This is a genomic window from Pseudomonas sp. Q11 (assembly GCF_024494355.1).
Classification (GTDB): domain Bacteria; phylum Pseudomonadota; class Gammaproteobacteria; order Pseudomonadales; family Pseudomonadaceae; genus Aquipseudomonas; species Aquipseudomonas hefeiensis.
This window is the reverse complement of the sequence record NZ_JAKNQY010000004.1, coordinates 201,021-214,669: the sequence shown is the minus strand read 5'-3', so window position 1 is coordinate 214,669 and position 13,649 is coordinate 201,021. Positions and strand designations below refer to the sequence as shown.

Annotated in this window: 11 protein-coding genes; 8 read left to right on the top strand and 3 right to left on the bottom strand. The window is 60.3% G+C overall.

Translation table 11 applies throughout. From position 1 onward, the window contains the following. Positions 1 to 139: 139 nt before the first annotated feature. Together choX and betC are read right to left on the bottom strand one after the other, a co-directional pair. Positions 140 to 1,057, bottom strand: a complete 918-nt coding sequence (choX, locus tag MA884_RS06730; RefSeq protein ID WP_256229657.1) for a choline ABC transporter substrate-binding protein — start codon at positions 1,055 to 1,057, stop codon at positions 140 to 142. A gap of 15 nt (positions 1,058 to 1,072) precedes the next feature. Further along, positions 1,073 to 2,587 carry a choline-sulfatase gene (gene betC / locus MA884_RS06725; RefSeq protein ID WP_256229656.1) on the bottom strand — a complete coding sequence of 505 codons (1,515 nt, stop codon included), beginning with the start codon at positions 2,585 to 2,587 and terminating at the stop codon, positions 1,073 to 1,075. A 114-nt stretch (positions 2,588 to 2,701) separates the two neighbouring features. Here betC and MA884_RS06720 point away from each other — a divergent pair, with 114 nt between their 5' ends. Continuing rightward, a complete protein-coding gene (locus MA884_RS06720; protein ID WP_256229655.1) occupies positions 2,702 to 3,652 on the top strand; it encodes a LysR family transcriptional regulator in 951 nt (316 codons plus the stop codon). Positions 3,653 to 3,696: 44 nt separating this feature from the next. Here the strand turns inward: MA884_RS06720 and MA884_RS06715 are convergent, their stop codons facing one another. Beyond that, positions 3,697 to 4,356, bottom strand: a complete 660-nt coding sequence (locus MA884_RS06715) for an NAD(P)-dependent oxidoreductase (RefSeq protein ID WP_256229654.1) — start codon at positions 4,354 to 4,356, stop codon at positions 3,697 to 3,699. A gap of 498 nt (positions 4,357 to 4,854) precedes the next feature. Between MA884_RS06715 and MA884_RS06710 the strand changes: the two genes are divergently transcribed. The 7 genes from MA884_RS06710 to MA884_RS06680 all read left to right on the top strand — a co-directional run bounded on the left by MA884_RS06710 (position 4,855) and on the right by MA884_RS06680 (position 13,649). Beyond that, positions 4,855 to 6,162, top strand: a complete 1,308-nt coding sequence (locus tag MA884_RS06710; protein WP_256229653.1) for a CitMHS family transporter — start codon at positions 4,855 to 4,857, stop codon at positions 6,160 to 6,162. A gap of 75 nt (positions 6,163 to 6,237) precedes the next feature. Beyond that, the gene (locus tag MA884_RS06705; protein ID WP_256229652.1) at positions 6,238 to 7,005 is read left to right on the top strand and encodes a TerC family protein; all 768 of its coding nucleotides are present in this window, start codon (positions 6,238 to 6,240) and stop codon (positions 7,003 to 7,005) included. 338 nt (positions 7,006 to 7,343) lie between these two features. Further along, positions 7,344 to 9,002 carry a Na/Pi cotransporter family protein gene (locus MA884_RS06700; RefSeq protein WP_256229650.1) on the top strand — a complete coding sequence of 553 codons (1,659 nt, stop codon included), beginning with the start codon at positions 7,344 to 7,346 and terminating at the stop codon, positions 9,000 to 9,002. A gap of 171 nt (positions 9,003 to 9,173) precedes the next feature. Then, a complete protein-coding gene (locus MA884_RS06695) occupies positions 9,174 to 10,547 on the top strand; it encodes a pitrilysin family protein (protein ID WP_256229649.1) in 1,374 nt (457 codons plus the stop codon). A 72-nt stretch (positions 10,548 to 10,619) separates the two neighbouring features. Continuing rightward, the gene (locus MA884_RS06690) at positions 10,620 to 11,648 is read left to right on the top strand and encodes a DUF5924 family protein (RefSeq protein WP_256229648.1); all 1,029 of its coding nucleotides are present in this window, start codon (positions 10,620 to 10,622) and stop codon (positions 11,646 to 11,648) included. 52 nt (positions 11,649 to 11,700) lie between these two features. Beyond that, positions 11,701 to 12,849 (top strand): ABC transporter permease, encoded by a 1,149-nt coding sequence (locus tag MA884_RS06685; protein WP_256229647.1) that lies wholly within the window; start codon positions 11,701 to 11,703, stop codon positions 12,847 to 12,849. Next, positions 12,843 to 13,649, top strand: a complete 807-nt coding sequence (locus MA884_RS06680) for an ABC transporter ATP-binding protein (RefSeq protein ID WP_256229646.1) — start codon at positions 12,843 to 12,845, stop codon at positions 13,647 to 13,649. Before MA884_RS06685 ends, MA884_RS06680 begins: the two co-directional genes overlap by 7 nt.

The window sequence follows — 13,649 nt, the reverse complement described above, 5'->3', positions numbered from 1 at the left end:
GCCGTTCTCCCGGTGGCGCGGGGATTTATGTGGGAGCAAAGCTTGCTTGCGAACAGGCACCTCGGTTTCTGAAAGACCGAGTTGTCTTCATCGCGGGCAAGCCTTGCTCCCACATAGATTCCCGCGGAGCACATGATTGTCAGAGCTTGGCCTTCACCGCCGCCAACGCATCCTTGCCATCCAGGGTTTTCACACCGTCCAGCCATTTATCCAGTACCGCCGGGTTGGCTTTGATCCAGGCCTGGGCCGCTTCGGCGTTGCTGATTTTCTTGTTCACCACCTCGGCCATGATGCTGTTTTCCATTTCCTGGGTGAAACTCAGGTTGGTCAACAGCTTGCCGACGTTCGGGCAGGCCTGTGCATAACCCTTGCGGGTCAATGTATAAACGCTGCCCGTGTCGCCGAAGTACTTCTCGCCGCCCTTGAGGTAGTGCATTTTCAACTGCACGTTCATGGGGTGTGGGGTCCAGCCAAGGAAGGTCACGAACTTCTGTTTCCTCACCGCCCGGGAGACTTCCGCGAGCATGGCCTGCTCGCTCGATTCCACCAGTTTCCACTCGCCCATGCCGAAATCATTGGTCTTGATGATTTCCTTCAGGGACAGGTTGGCCGGGGCGCCGGAGCCAATCCCGTATATCTTCTTGCCGAACTTATCGGCAAATTTGTTCAGGTCAGCGAAGTTCTGCACACCGGCGTCCCACACGTAATCCGGGACCGCCAGGGTGAATTCGGTGCCGTCCAGGTTCTTGGCCAGTTGCGTGACATCGCCATTGGCCACGAACTTGTCGTAGAACCCTTGTTGCGCCGGCATCCAGTTACCCAAAAACACATCAACCTGACCGTCCTTGAGACCGCCGAAGGTGATCGGCACCGCGAGGGTGTCGACCTTGGCTTTGTAGCCCATGCCATCGAGCAGAAAACCCGTGATCGCGTTGGTCGCGGCGATGTCACTCCACCCAGGGTCGGCCATCTTTACCGTCTCGCAGCTTTGCTCGGCCCACGCCGAACTGCTAAGCGCCAACAGCCCAGCGGTCAGTACTGTGGATAACTTTTGCATGTGCTTCCCCTTACATTATTGGTTTTGGCAGGGTTGTGGATAACGGGCCTTGCGCTCCAGATCGTCGAGGTCAATGTGGTTGCGCATGTATTGCTGGCTGGCGTCCACCAGCGGCTGGTGATCCCAGCTCTTGAGTTTGCCCAGGGTCAACGCGTGGGCGACGAAACGCCGGCGTCGCTGACTGGCGAGCACCTGTTGATGAATGGCCGGGATATCCCATTTGGCTCGCGCCTCGGCGAGAAAATCCGCGCACAGGGACTGATGTTCAGCCGATTGGCTGAGGTCTTCCAGTTCTTTGGGGTCATTGCGCAGATCAAACAGCAGGCACGGATCATCTTCGCTGTAGATGAATTTCCATGGACCACGACGGATCATCATCAATGGGCTGATGGTGCCTTCGGCCATGTACTCACCAAAGACCTCGTCATGACCGCCCTGCCCCTGCAGATGGGGCACCAGTGACCGGCCATCCAGCGGCATTCCAGGCTCCAGCGTGCCACCGGCCAACTCCACCAGGGTCGGCAGCAAGTCGGCAGTGGACACCGCCGCGCCGACTCGCCCGCTGGCGAACTGGCCCGGTGCGCTGATCAACAGGGGTACACGAGCAGCCATCTCGAACCAGTGCATTTTGTACCAGAGGCCTTTTTCACCGAGCATGTCTCCATGATCACCGGAGAACACGATGATGGTGTCCTCCATCAAGCCGGTGTCTTCCAAGGTTTGCAGTAACTTGCCGACGTTGCTGTCAATGTAGCTGCATGCACCGAAGTACGCGCGGCGAGCATCACGGATCTTATCCACAGGCAGTGGCTTGTCCCACAGGTCATACACTTTCAGCAGGCGCTGGGAATGCGGGTCGAGTTCCGTCTGCGCCGGGGTTTGCGGCAGAGGGATGTCCTTGTCGTCATACATATCCCAGAAGGTCTTGGGAATGGTGTATGGGTCATGTGGGTGGGTCATGGAGACCGTCAGGCAGAACGGCTGGTCGCCATCCTCGCGGATATGGTCGAACAGATACTGCTGGGCCTTGAACACCACCTCTTCGTCAAAATCCAGCTGGTTGGTGCGCACGCACGGGCCGGCCTGCAACACCGAAGACATGTTGTGATACCAGCTTGGCCGCACGTCGGGCTCGTCCCAGTTCACAGACCAGCCGTAATCGGCCGGATAAATGTCACTGGTCAGGCGCTCTTCATAGCCATGTAACTGGTCCGGCCCGCAAAAGTGCATCTTGCCCGACAGCGCCGTGCGATAACCGAGGCGCCGCAGGTAGTGGGCGTACGTCGGGACGTCCGCAGGAAAATCCGCCGCGTTGTCGTAGGCGCCGATCTTGCTGGGCAACTGGCCGCTCACCAAGGTAAAGCGCGACGGTGCGCAGAGTGGGCTGTTGCAATACGCGGCGTCGAACACCACGCCCTGTTCGGCCAGGCGCGACAGATTCGGCAGCTTGATCGGCGAAGGACCATAGATCGGCAACATTGGCGCGGCCATTTGATCGGCCATGATGAAAAGAATGTTCTTGCGCTTCATGTATTCGCGGCATTCCATAGTAAACAGTTATGCGAGATTGCTGCGATTGAGCATGTAGCCCACGTCTTTATGGGTAAAGTCCATGTAAGGCAATGACTAGGATAAGCACAGCTTATGTATGAAGCCCTGGGAGACCTGTCCCTTGACCTGTTCCGCGCCTTTGAAGCGGCGGCCCGCCACCGCAGCTTCACGGCGGCGGCGATCGAACTGGGCACCACGCAACCGGCCATCAGCCAACAAATCAAGCGCTTGGAAGAACAACTGGGTACGCGGTTGTTTGATCGCATCTACCGCGGCATCGAAATGACCGAGGCCGGCACAATCCTGTTCGAGCAAGTTCAGGCCGGTTTGCAGAATATCGACGCAGGATTGAGCGCGATCACCGCTCAGGTCCAGCATGAGGTGCTGCAAGTCGCCACGGATTTTGCCTTTGCCGCCTATTGGCTGATGCCCCGCTTGCATCGGTTTCACGCGGCCAATCCACAGGTGGACGTCAGCCTGGTGACCAGCGAACGCAACCACAACATGCTGCGCACGGATATCGACGTTGCGGTGCTTTTTGGAGACGGTCGCTTCAAACAAGGTGAAAGTCGCTGGCTTTTCAGCGAAGAAGTCTTTCCGGTGTGCAGCCCGCTGTTGCTCAGGGAGCGCTCCCTGCCCTTGTCGGCTCAAGCCTTGTCGGAATTACCGCTGCTGCATTTGCGTGGGGAAAACAGCAGTCACTGGTTCGACTGGAGTGGCGTTTTCCGTGAGTTGGGCATTACCTCGCCACCGGCGCCCGGGCAGTTACGGTTCGACAACTACACCTTGCTGATCCAGGCGGCGATAGGCGGTCAGGGCGTCGCCATCGGCTGGCGATACCTTGTGGATAACTTATTGGCCCAAGGGCTGCTGTGCCGTCCGGTCGCGGAAACGGTGCTGTCGCGCTCAGGGTATTACGTGGTCTTGCCCCAGCGTAAACGGCGCGGGGCGTTGATCAAGCAGTTTGTGGACTGGTTGACGGAGGAGCAGGCCAACAGCGCCGAATCGCTGACGGGTCTGGCATTGCCTTCCATTGCGGGGTGACCAGGCCACATCTATGTCAGCTCAGGAGACTGCGACCGCTCAGGCTAATCGGCGGCGACAAAACTGACATGCTGGCCCACATGCAGGTTCAGGCGCAGCTCATCGGCAATGCCGACGGCCACACGGCCAAGCCGCTCCAGTGATTCGGCCATGCCGGGCTCCAGGCTCGTGCTGACCTGGCTGAAATGCTCGATGCTCAAGCCGGGCGTTGCGTAGGGTGAGTTAATCAGGGTCCATTGCAACGTGCTGTTGTTCAGGGCGTCGAGTACTTCTTCGGCGGCATGGCGCTGCAATACATCGTCCGCCTGCTCCTCGTCAAGCACGGCAAAATCGCCCACCAGAAACAGCCGGGAAATACTCGCCGCCTCCATCCCGGCGATCAGCGCATCCACGGCCAACACCTGCTCCACGGGACCGGGAATGAGCGTGCGCTCCACTTGCTCGCTGTTCATCGGCAACCCCGGGGCGTTCAGCAGGCACACCACGGCATTGGCGCCGGCCACGCTTTGCTTGACCCGCTGGGGATCGTAGAGGTCGCCGGTCTTGGCCCGCAGGCCGGGGCGCGGCGCCAGGGCCGTAAGGTCGTCGAGAACAGCGATGACTTCGTGCTGGCGCCGCAGCATTTCAGCCATCAACGCACTGCCGAGGCTACTCATGGCACCATAGAGCACCACTTTGGTGACCGGGGTTTCGGCATTTTTCATGGCTGTTTTTCCTTTTTTGTCTCGCGTGTAAAGGCTCTGACACACGGGAGCCAACCTCGGTTCGGCAGTTTGCGAGGACAGGCACATGCATCGGATCAAGGGCTACCGCGACCATGCGATCTTCGATTTGTCTGTGGGAGCAAAGCTTGCTCGCGATAAACGCACTGCGGCTCTCCAGTGGAAATTCATCAACTTCATCGCGAGCAAGCTTTGCTCCCACAGTTAAGCCTTGCGCCCCTACAAAAACGCCATTGCCTGCAACGAAAGGTGGCTGAAAGCTTGCGCGATTAGGATCGCCCCCACTACCGGCAACAGACCGGTGGCCAGAAGCGAGTTCCAAAGGCTCGTTAGGCCCTTTTAACAACAACAATGGTGATTCTGATGTCCGCTGCTAGCCGTCCCGTCGCGTCAACTCCCTCCGTCCGTCCCGTGCTTCGCATCCTGCGCTGACCTGTCCGGTCCGCCTTTGCCCGTCGCGCCACGCCTGGAGTATTTCCTATGCTGACTTTCCTTGGCTTTGCCATGATTATCACGTTCATGTTCCTGATCATGACCAAGCGCCTGTCCGCGCTGATTGCCCTGATCATCATCCCGATCCTGTTCGCCCTGTTCGGTGGCTTTGCACCGAAGATCGGTCCGATGATGCTCGAAGGCATCACCAAGCTCGCCCCGACCGGGGTGATGCTGATGTTCGCGATTCTTTATTTTGCCCTGATGATCGACTCCGGCCTGTTCGACCCGGCCGTGCGCAAGATCCTCAAGCTGGTCAAGGGCGACCCGTTGAAAGTTTCGGTCGGCACCGCCGTTCTGGCGCTCGTCGTTTCCCTCGATGGTGACGGCGCGACCACTTACATGATCTGCGTGGCCGCCATGCTGCCGCTCTACAGCCGCATCGGCATGAGCCCACGGATCATGGCCGGCCTGATCATTCTCGCCGGTGGCGTGATGAACATGACCCCCTGGGGCGGCCCGACGGCCCGTGCGGCCAGCGCGCTGCATGTCGATCCGTCCGACATCTTCGTTCCGATGATTCCTGCAATGCTCGCGGGTGTAGTGGCGATCCTGGCGATTTCCTACATGTACGGTAAACGCGAGCGTGCCCGTCTGGGTGAACTGCACCTCGCCGGTGATGACATCGACCACAGCGAAATCAGCGTTTCCCAGTTCCCGGACGCCCGTCGTCCGAAGCTGATCTGGTTCAACGGTGCGTTGACCCTGGCGCTGATGTGCACCCTGATCGCCGGCCTGTTGCCGCTGCCAGTGCTGTTCATGGTGGCCTTCAGCATCGCGATGATCGTCAACTACCCTTGCCTGCAACAGCAGAAGGATCGCGTTGCGGCCCATGCCGGCAGCGTATTGGCGGTGGTCGGTTTAATTTTCGCGGCGGGTATCTTCACCGGTATCCTGTCCGGTACCGGCATGGTCGACGCCATGTCCAAGAGTCTGTTGGCGGTGATCCCGGATTTCCTCGGCCCATACCTGGCGGTGATTACCGCGCTGGTGAGCATGCCGTTTACTTTCTTCATGTCGAACGATGCGTTTTATTACGGGGTGTTACCGGTCATGGCCGAAGCGGCCAGCCATTACGGCATCACGGCCGTTGAAATGGCCCGTGCATCGATCGTTGGCCAGCCCGTCCATCTGCTGAGCCCGCTGGTTCCGTCGACTTACCTGCTGGTGGCCCTGGCCGGGATCGAGTTTGGCGATCACCAACGCTTCACCTTGAAGTGGGCAGTATTGGTTTGCCTGTGCATAATGTTTGCCGCCTTGCTGATGGGGATTTTTCCGCTGTTCAGCACTCTATAAAAGCAATGCCCGCTGCGTCGCCCCTTTCGATAACCGAAGGTGCGGCGCGGTCCAACACTCGCTAAAGGAACTCACATGGAATGGCTGACCAACCCGGAAATCTGGGTTGCCTTCTTAACCCTGACCGCCCTGGAAATTGTCCTGGGTATCGATAACATCATCATGATCTCGATCCTGGTCAGCCGCATGCCCAAGCACATGCAGGCACGCACCCGGATCTTCGGTCTGGCCCTGGCCATGGTCACGCGGATCCTGTTGCTGCTGTCCATCACCTGGGTCATGCGCCTGACCGCCGACCTGTTCGAAGTGTTCGGCCAGGGCATTTCCGGCCGTGACCTGATCCTGTTCTTCGGTGGCCTGTTCCTGCTGTGGAAAAGCTCCCAGGAGATGTACCACGCGCTGGAAGGCGAAGACGAAACCGGCGAGACGCCTGCGGGCACGGGCGGTAGCTTCATCTACACCATCGTCCAGATCGCGATCATCGACATCGTGTTCTCCCTGGATTCGGTCATCACCGCTGTTGGGATGGTCTCCCATGTACCGGTGATGGTCGCGGCAATCGTCGTGGCGGTGCTGGTGATGATGCTGGCGGCGGGCACCATCAGCGCGTTCATCGACAAGCACCCGTCGCTGAAGATGCTGGCGCTGTCCTTCCTGCTGGTGGTCGGTACCGTGCTGATCGCCGAGTCCTTGGACGTGCACGTGCCAAAAGGCTACGTCTACTTCGCCATGGCGTTTTCCCTGGCGGTCGAAGCGTTCAACATCAAGATGCGCACCGCCATGGCGCGCAAGCGCAAGCAGCAGGATCCGGTGAAACTGCGTAAGGATATGCCGGGTCAGTAACCGGGACCGGGCAATGAACGAAGGGGCTCATCGAGCCCCTTTTTCATGCCTGCCGGAAAGTAACCGGATGCAAAACCTGTGGGAGCGAGCCTGCTCGCGATGAGGGCGCTACATTCAACATCTTCATTGGCTAACAGACCGCTATCGCGAGCAGGCTCGCTCCCACAGGGGTTCGTGGTGTCTTTGGTCAATGGTTTTTTATGACAGTTTTGTTTCAAACCCGTCTTTAGCTGTGCAATGCTGGCGCCCGTACCGTTCGCCAACTACAGCTTAAGTACAACGAAGAAAAATGTGGCACCGTCAATTGGTCCCTTTGGGACGCTAACAGGGGGCTTCTTATGCTGACCCTGCTGAACTTGCTCTCTGCCGTGGCCCTGCTGATCTGGGGCACGCACATCGTCCGTACCGGCATTCTGCGGGTCTATGGCACGAACCTGCGTCATGTCATTGGCCAGAACATGTCCAGGCGCTGGCTGGCTTTCGTCGCAGGCATCATGGTCACTGCCATGGTCCAGAGCAGCAATGCCACGGCCATGCTCGTCACTTCGTTCGTCGGCCAGGGCCTGATGGCGCTGACCCCTGCCCTGGCGACCATGCTCGGCGCCGATGTCGGCACGGCACTGATGGCCAGGGTGCTGACCCTGGACCTGTCGTGGTTGTCGCCGCTGCTGATTTTCCTCGGGGTGATTTTTTTCCTGTCGCGCAAACAGACCCGCCTGGGGCAAATGGGCCGGGTCGGCATCGGCTTGGGCTTGATCATCCTGGCGCTGCAATTGATCGTCGAAGCCGCCGCGCCCATCACCCAGGCCCAGGGCGTGAAAGTGATCTTTGCCTCGCTGACCGGCGACATCCTGCTCGATGCGCTGGTGGGTGCGCTGTTCGCGATGATCTCCTATTCCAGCCTCGCCGCCGTGCTGCTGACCGCGACACTGGCCGGCGCGGCGGTGATCAGCCTGCCGGTGGCCATCGGCCTGGTGATCGGCGCCAACATCGGCAGCGGCGTGCTGGCCTTTCTCAGCACCAGCATGCAGAACGCCGCCGGGCGTCAGGTGGCGCTGGGCAGCTTGCTGTACAAGCTGATCGGCCTGTTGTTGATCATTCCAGTGCTCGATCCGCTAGTGGGCTGGCTGGACGGCCTGGATTTCAGCCACCAGGAAACGGTCATCGGTTTTCACCTGCTCTACAACACCGTGCGCTGCCTGGTGCTGCTGCCCAGCGTCGGGCCGATGGCCAGGCTGTGTGCCTGGCTGCTACCGGAGCGTCCAGACACCAATGGCACGGCCAAGCCCCGGCACCTGGACCTCACCGCCCTCGCCACGCCGAGCCTGGCCCTGGCCAACGCCGCCCGGGAAACCCTGCGTATCGGCGATCTGATCGAAACCATGCTCGAAGCCATGCTCGACGTGCTGCGCGGCGGGCAGAGCGCAGTCACCCAACAAGTACGAAGCATGGGCGATGACGTCGAGGCGCTGTGCAGTGCCATCAAACTGTACATGGCCCAAATGCCCCGTGAGGACCTCAGTGAACAGGACAGCCGCCGATGGGCGGAAATCATTGAGCTGGCGATCAACCTGAAGCTGGCCAGCGACCTCATCGAACGCATGTTGCGCAAGGTCCAGCAGCAGAAAACCTCGCAACGTCGGTCCTTTTCCGAGGTTGGCCTGGAAGAGTTGGCGGCGCTGCACAGCCAGTTGATCGCCAATCTGCGGCTGGGATTGTCGGTATTTCTCAGTGCCGACCCGGAGAGCGCCCGTCAGCTGTTGCGTGAGAAACGTCGCTTTCGAGCGCAGGAAAGACGACTGGCCCACGCACACGTCAGCCGTCTACAGCGAAAGATCGTACAAAGCATCGAGACCAGTTCCCTGCACCTTGAGCTGATCGCCGACATGAAGCGCCTCAACTCGCTGTTCTGCGGCAGCGCCTACGTCGTGCTAGAGACGTCCGAGACCGGTGCGCTCGCGGTTGATGAAATTTCCGACGTCACCCATTCGCCTTGAACGACTGGCGCATTGTTCAGTCAGTAAGATTGGCCTGGGCTTAAACCATTCGCACGCAAACCGGCCCCACATCGCCAAGGAAATACATCCGGCTCGACGTGGGGCGCGAATTGTTTGCGATATCGTCCTGCCCGGCACATGGACCTCCAATCAGCCGCCAGGAAGCTCGCTATGCGTTGTCTGTTGCTCGCCGTTCTTTTGCTCGGTTCTGTGCCGGTGCTCGCGCTGGATCGATTCCAGGTCGAAGGCTATATGCTGCCCAACGGCATGCAACTGCTGCTCAAGCCGGGCAGCGAGCGCGGGCACGTGGCGATCCGGCTGGTGGTGGGCGTGGGGCTGGACGATTTCAACTGCGCCGACAAGGAACTGCCCCATCTGCTGGAGCATTTGCTGTTCAGCGGTGTCGATGACGGCGGCGAAGGCGGGCTGGAAGAGCGCATGCAGGCGTTGGGCGGCGAGTGGAATGCCTTCACGAGCAACGCTGACACCACATTCGTCATCGAGGCACCGGCGAGCAATCAACGCAAGGTCCTGGACCTGTTGATGGCACTGCTGACCCGTACCCGCATCGACGACAACGCCCTGCAGGCGGCCAAACGCGTGGTGGAACGCGAGGATGGCGGCCACTACACCCATCTGCAACGCTGGCTCGACCATCAGGACCTGGGCCACAAGGCGGGCAATCAACTGGCAGTGGAATTGGGGCTGCGCTGTGCGGAACGCGCCGAGGTCGGGCAGCTCACCCTTGCCAGGATCGAGCAGGCACGCAAGGCCTGGTATGCCCCGAACAACATGACGCTGATCGTGGTTGGCGACCTGGACCGGTTGTTACCGGCCTATCTGGAACGGACCTTCGGCGAGCTGGAGCCGGTCGAGCCCAGCGCTCACGCGGCGTTGCCGCAGATCCGCTACAGCGCGGTCACCAAGCGCAACCTGATGCGCGGCCTGGTGGGCAATAGCGCCAAGCTTCATTGGCTGTTTCCGGAGCCGGTACTGCAACAGCAGCACGACGAAACCTTCGACCTGCTCAAGGACTATCTGGACTGGGCGCTCTATCGTCAACTGCGTCTGGCCCGCGGCCTGTCCTATGGGCCGTGGGTGGAGCGAGAGGTGTTTGGCGGCGTTGGCTTCTTCAGCCTGAACGCGGACCTGGCCCGCGATGACCTGCCCCAGGCCGAACAAGCGCTGGAGCAAATGCGCACCGCGTTGCTCAAGGATGGCCTGGACCCGGAGAGTTTCGTGCGTATCAAACGAGCGGCCATCGCCCATCAGTCCTGGGCGGTTCAAGGCAACAGCGCGCTGGCCGATTACTATTGGAGCGCCCTGGGCGATTACGACGACGGCCGCTTCACCAATCCGGCCGTGCGCCTTCAGGCAGTGAGCCTGGAACAGGCCAACCAGGCCCTGCGTGAACTGCTCAAGGACCCGGGATACCTGCGCATCGAGAAACCATTGCTCGGGGACGATGAGCTGGTTTGGGGGGTGAGCGGTTTGCTGGGGTTGTTGCTGGTCCTGATCGGCTGGAGATTGCGTCGCAGGGCTTAGAGCGCTCGTCACATCGATGTCCTGGCGATACTCTGTCAGGGATATTTCCTACGACTGACTGCGAACTGCCGAATGCCGAACCTGACTCATTACATCCAGCGCCTTCTTGAATTGATGAAGCGCTATCCAGGGGTCATCGCACTCGGTGGTTTCATCTCTGGGGTCGGCAGTTTCATGCTGGTGGACCGCCAGCAGGGCCTTGCGACCTGGATCGCCATCATCATGCTGGTGAGCTGGGTCTGGCTGATGCTGGAGAATAGCCTGACCCGGCTTTTTGCCCGCATCTTCAAACGGGAAATCCCCCAGCCGCTGCTGCGTTACGCCACGCAGATGATTCACCAGGAAAGCCTGTTTTTCGTCCTGCCGTTCTTTTTCATCACCACCACCTGGAACAGCAGCCAGGTAATTTTCACCGGCTTGCTGGCGGCCTCGGCGCTGGTCTCGATCATTGATCCGTTGTACTACAAATGGCTGGCGCCCCGGCGCTGGGCGTTCCTGGCACTGCACACTTTGACGCTGTTTGCCGCCCTGCTCACTGCGCTGCCCATCATCCTGCACCTGACCACCGACCAGAGCTTCAAGCTGGCCCTGGGCACTGCCATGCTGTTGTCGTTCCCCAGCCTGGCCTCGATCTTTCCAATCCGCACCGTGCGCAACGCCTTGGCGATTCTGTGCATCACGGTGGGGATCGGCGCCGCCGGGTGGGTGCTGCGCTCCTGGGTGCCGCCGGCAACCTTATGGATGACCGAGGTGGCGATCAGCACCCAGTTGCAAGACCGCACGCCGGGCGCCAGCCTGAAGGAAGTCACCGCTGAGCAGATCCGCGGCAATGGCCTGTATGCCTACACCGCGATCAACGCGCCGCGGGGGCTTGATGAGCGGATCTATCACGTCTGGCAATTCAACGGCAAAGAAGTCGATCGCATCGCCCTGGACATTCATGGCGGGCGCAAGGAAGGCTATCGCGCCTGGACCCACAAGCAGAACTTCCCGGAAAACCCCACGGGTAAATGGCAGGTGCGGGTGTTGACGGAAAATGGCCAAGTGATTGGTGTATTGCGCTTCAAGGTCAGCGGTGCGCTCGAGCCTGGGGCAAAATAATGCCGGGCGTGCTATTAGGTAACACTTTTCGAGCCGAACGAGCATGGCGCTTATGACCCCTGGCACTCTGGCTGGCAGTGCCCGACTGGATCGCTCTCACTCCCCGGCGCAGCTATGGATCAGCGGGGACTGGACATTGGCTCATTACACGCAGCTCAAACGCTTGAGCGACTCGCTGCGCGGCCAGTACGACGACAACACGCTGATCGACCTCAACGGCTTGGGTGCCCTCGACACCGCCGGCGCCTCGTTGCTGGTGGAACTGCTGGGCGCCGAGCGGCTGGGCAAGACCGCCGAGCATCGCGATTGCACTTTGTCGTCCGCCGACCGGGCATTGTTGCAGACGGTCTATTGCTCTCTGACCGACTTCTGCGTGCCGATCAAAGAGCCGACGGTGAGTGTCGCGACCCAGTTGTTGACACGCATCGGTCGATCCGTGGACAAGGTCTGGCAAGACACCCTGCAACTGCTGGGCTTTGTCGGCTTGATCCTTGAAACGCTGGCCAGGGGCCTGTTTCGCCCGAAACGCTGGCGCATTACCCCGATGGTTGTTCACATCGAACAGACGGGGCTGGATGCGGCCCCTATCGTCGCCCTGCTGACGTTTCTGGTGGGCGCGGTGGTGGCGTTTCTCGGGGCGACGGTGCTGGCCGATTTCGGCGCCAGTATTTTTACCGTGGACTTGGTGGCGTTCTCGTTTCTGCGCGAATTCGGCGTGCTGCTGACTGCAATTCTCATGGCAGGTCGCACCGCCAGCGCGTTCACCGCGCAGATCGGCTCGATGAAGGCCAACGAAGAAATCGACGCGATTCGTACGCTGGGCCTTGATCCCATCGAGTTGCTGGTGGTGCCGCGAGTGCTGGCGCTGTTGGTTGCGCTGCCGATGCTGACCTTTGTGGCCATGCTCTCGGGCATTGTCGGCGGCGGAGTGGTGTGTGCCCTGTCGCTGGATATTTCTCCGGCGATGTTCCTGACGCTGTTGCAGTCGGACATCGGCGTCCAGCATTTCGTGGTGGGAATGGTCAAGGCGCCAATCTTTGCCTTCCTGATTGCTGCGGTGGGATGCCTGGAAGGCTTCAAAGTCAGCGGCAGCGCCGAGTCTGTCGGGGCTCACACCACCTCCAGCGTGGTGCAGTCGATTTTTGTGGTGATCGTACTTGATGCGGTAGCCGCGCTGTTTTTCATGGAGATGCAATGGTGAGTCGACCTTCCAGGCCGCCCACCGAGGCGGTGATTCAGGTACGTGGTTTGTGCAATCGCTTTGGCCTGCAGAGCGTGCACGAAAACCTCGACCTGGACGTATACAAAGGCGAGATCCTCGCCGTGGTCGGCGGCTCCGGCAGCGGCAAATCAGTGCTATTGCGCAGCATTGTCGGCTTGAACCGGCCCAGTGAAGGGGCCGTGCGCGTGTTCGGCCAGGACCTGCCGAGCCTGCCCCAGGCACAGCGTTCGCAGCTGGAACGACGCTTTGGGGTACTGTTTCAGAAAGGCGCGCTGTTTTCTTCGCTGACCGTGACAGAGAATGTCGCCCTGCCCCTGATCGAACACGCCGGGCTCAGCCGGGCCGATGCCGAGCATCTGGCGGCGGTGAAACTGGCGTTGGCCGGGCTGCCGCTATCGGCGGCGGACAAATACCCCGCCTCGCTGTCCGGCGGCATGATCAAGCGTGCAGCCTTGGCCCGGGCGCTAGCCCTGGACCCGGACATTCTGTTTCTCGACGAACCCACCGCCGGCCTCGACCCCATCGGCGCGGCTGCGTTCGACCAATTGATCCTGACGCTTCGTGACGCCTTGGGCTTGAGCGTATTTTTGGTCACCCATGACCTGGACACCCTCTACACCATCACCGACCGGGTGGCGGTGCTGGCTCAGAAAAAAGTGCTGGTGGCCGACGTCATCGACAAAGTGTCGGAAACCGATGATGCGTGGATTCATGAATACTTCCACGGCCCTCGCGGCCGCGCGGCCTTAACGGCCGCGACACAATTGAACGAGGTCTGA

Excerpts from the sequence above, each read along its gene's own strand:
- betC (WP_256229656.1), bottom strand. The coding sequence starts at position 2,587 with ATGAAGCGCAAGAACATTCTTTTCATCATGGCCGATCAAATGGCCGCG.
- MA884_RS06690 (WP_256229648.1), top strand. The coding sequence starts at position 10,620 with ATGCCGAACCTGACTCATTACATCCAGCGCCTTCTTGAATTGATGAAG.
- choX (WP_256229657.1), bottom strand. The coding sequence starts at position 1,057 with ATGCAAAAGTTATCCACAGTACTGACCGCTGGGCTGTTGGCGCTTAGC.
- MA884_RS06715 (WP_256229654.1), bottom strand. The coding sequence starts at position 4,356 with ATGAAAAATGCCGAAACCCCGGTCACCAAAGTGGTGCTCTATGGTGCC.
- MA884_RS06720 (WP_256229655.1), top strand. The coding sequence starts at position 2,702 with ATGTATGAAGCCCTGGGAGACCTGTCCCTTGACCTGTTCCGCGCCTTT.
- MA884_RS06685 (WP_256229647.1), top strand. The coding sequence starts at position 11,701 with ATGACCCCTGGCACTCTGGCTGGCAGTGCCCGACTGGATCGCTCTCAC.
- MA884_RS06710 (WP_256229653.1), top strand. The coding sequence starts at position 4,855 with ATGCTGACTTTCCTTGGCTTTGCCATGATTATCACGTTCATGTTCCTG.
- MA884_RS06695 (WP_256229649.1), top strand. The coding sequence starts at position 9,174 with ATGCGTTGTCTGTTGCTCGCCGTTCTTTTGCTCGGTTCTGTGCCGGTG.
- MA884_RS06705 (WP_256229652.1), top strand. The coding sequence starts at position 6,238 with ATGGAATGGCTGACCAACCCGGAAATCTGGGTTGCCTTCTTAACCCTG.
- MA884_RS06680 (WP_256229646.1), top strand. The coding sequence starts at position 12,843 with ATGGTGAGTCGACCTTCCAGGCCGCCCACCGAGGCGGTGATTCAGGTA.
- MA884_RS06700 (WP_256229650.1), top strand. The coding sequence starts at position 7,344 with ATGCTGACCCTGCTGAACTTGCTCTCTGCCGTGGCCCTGCTGATCTGG.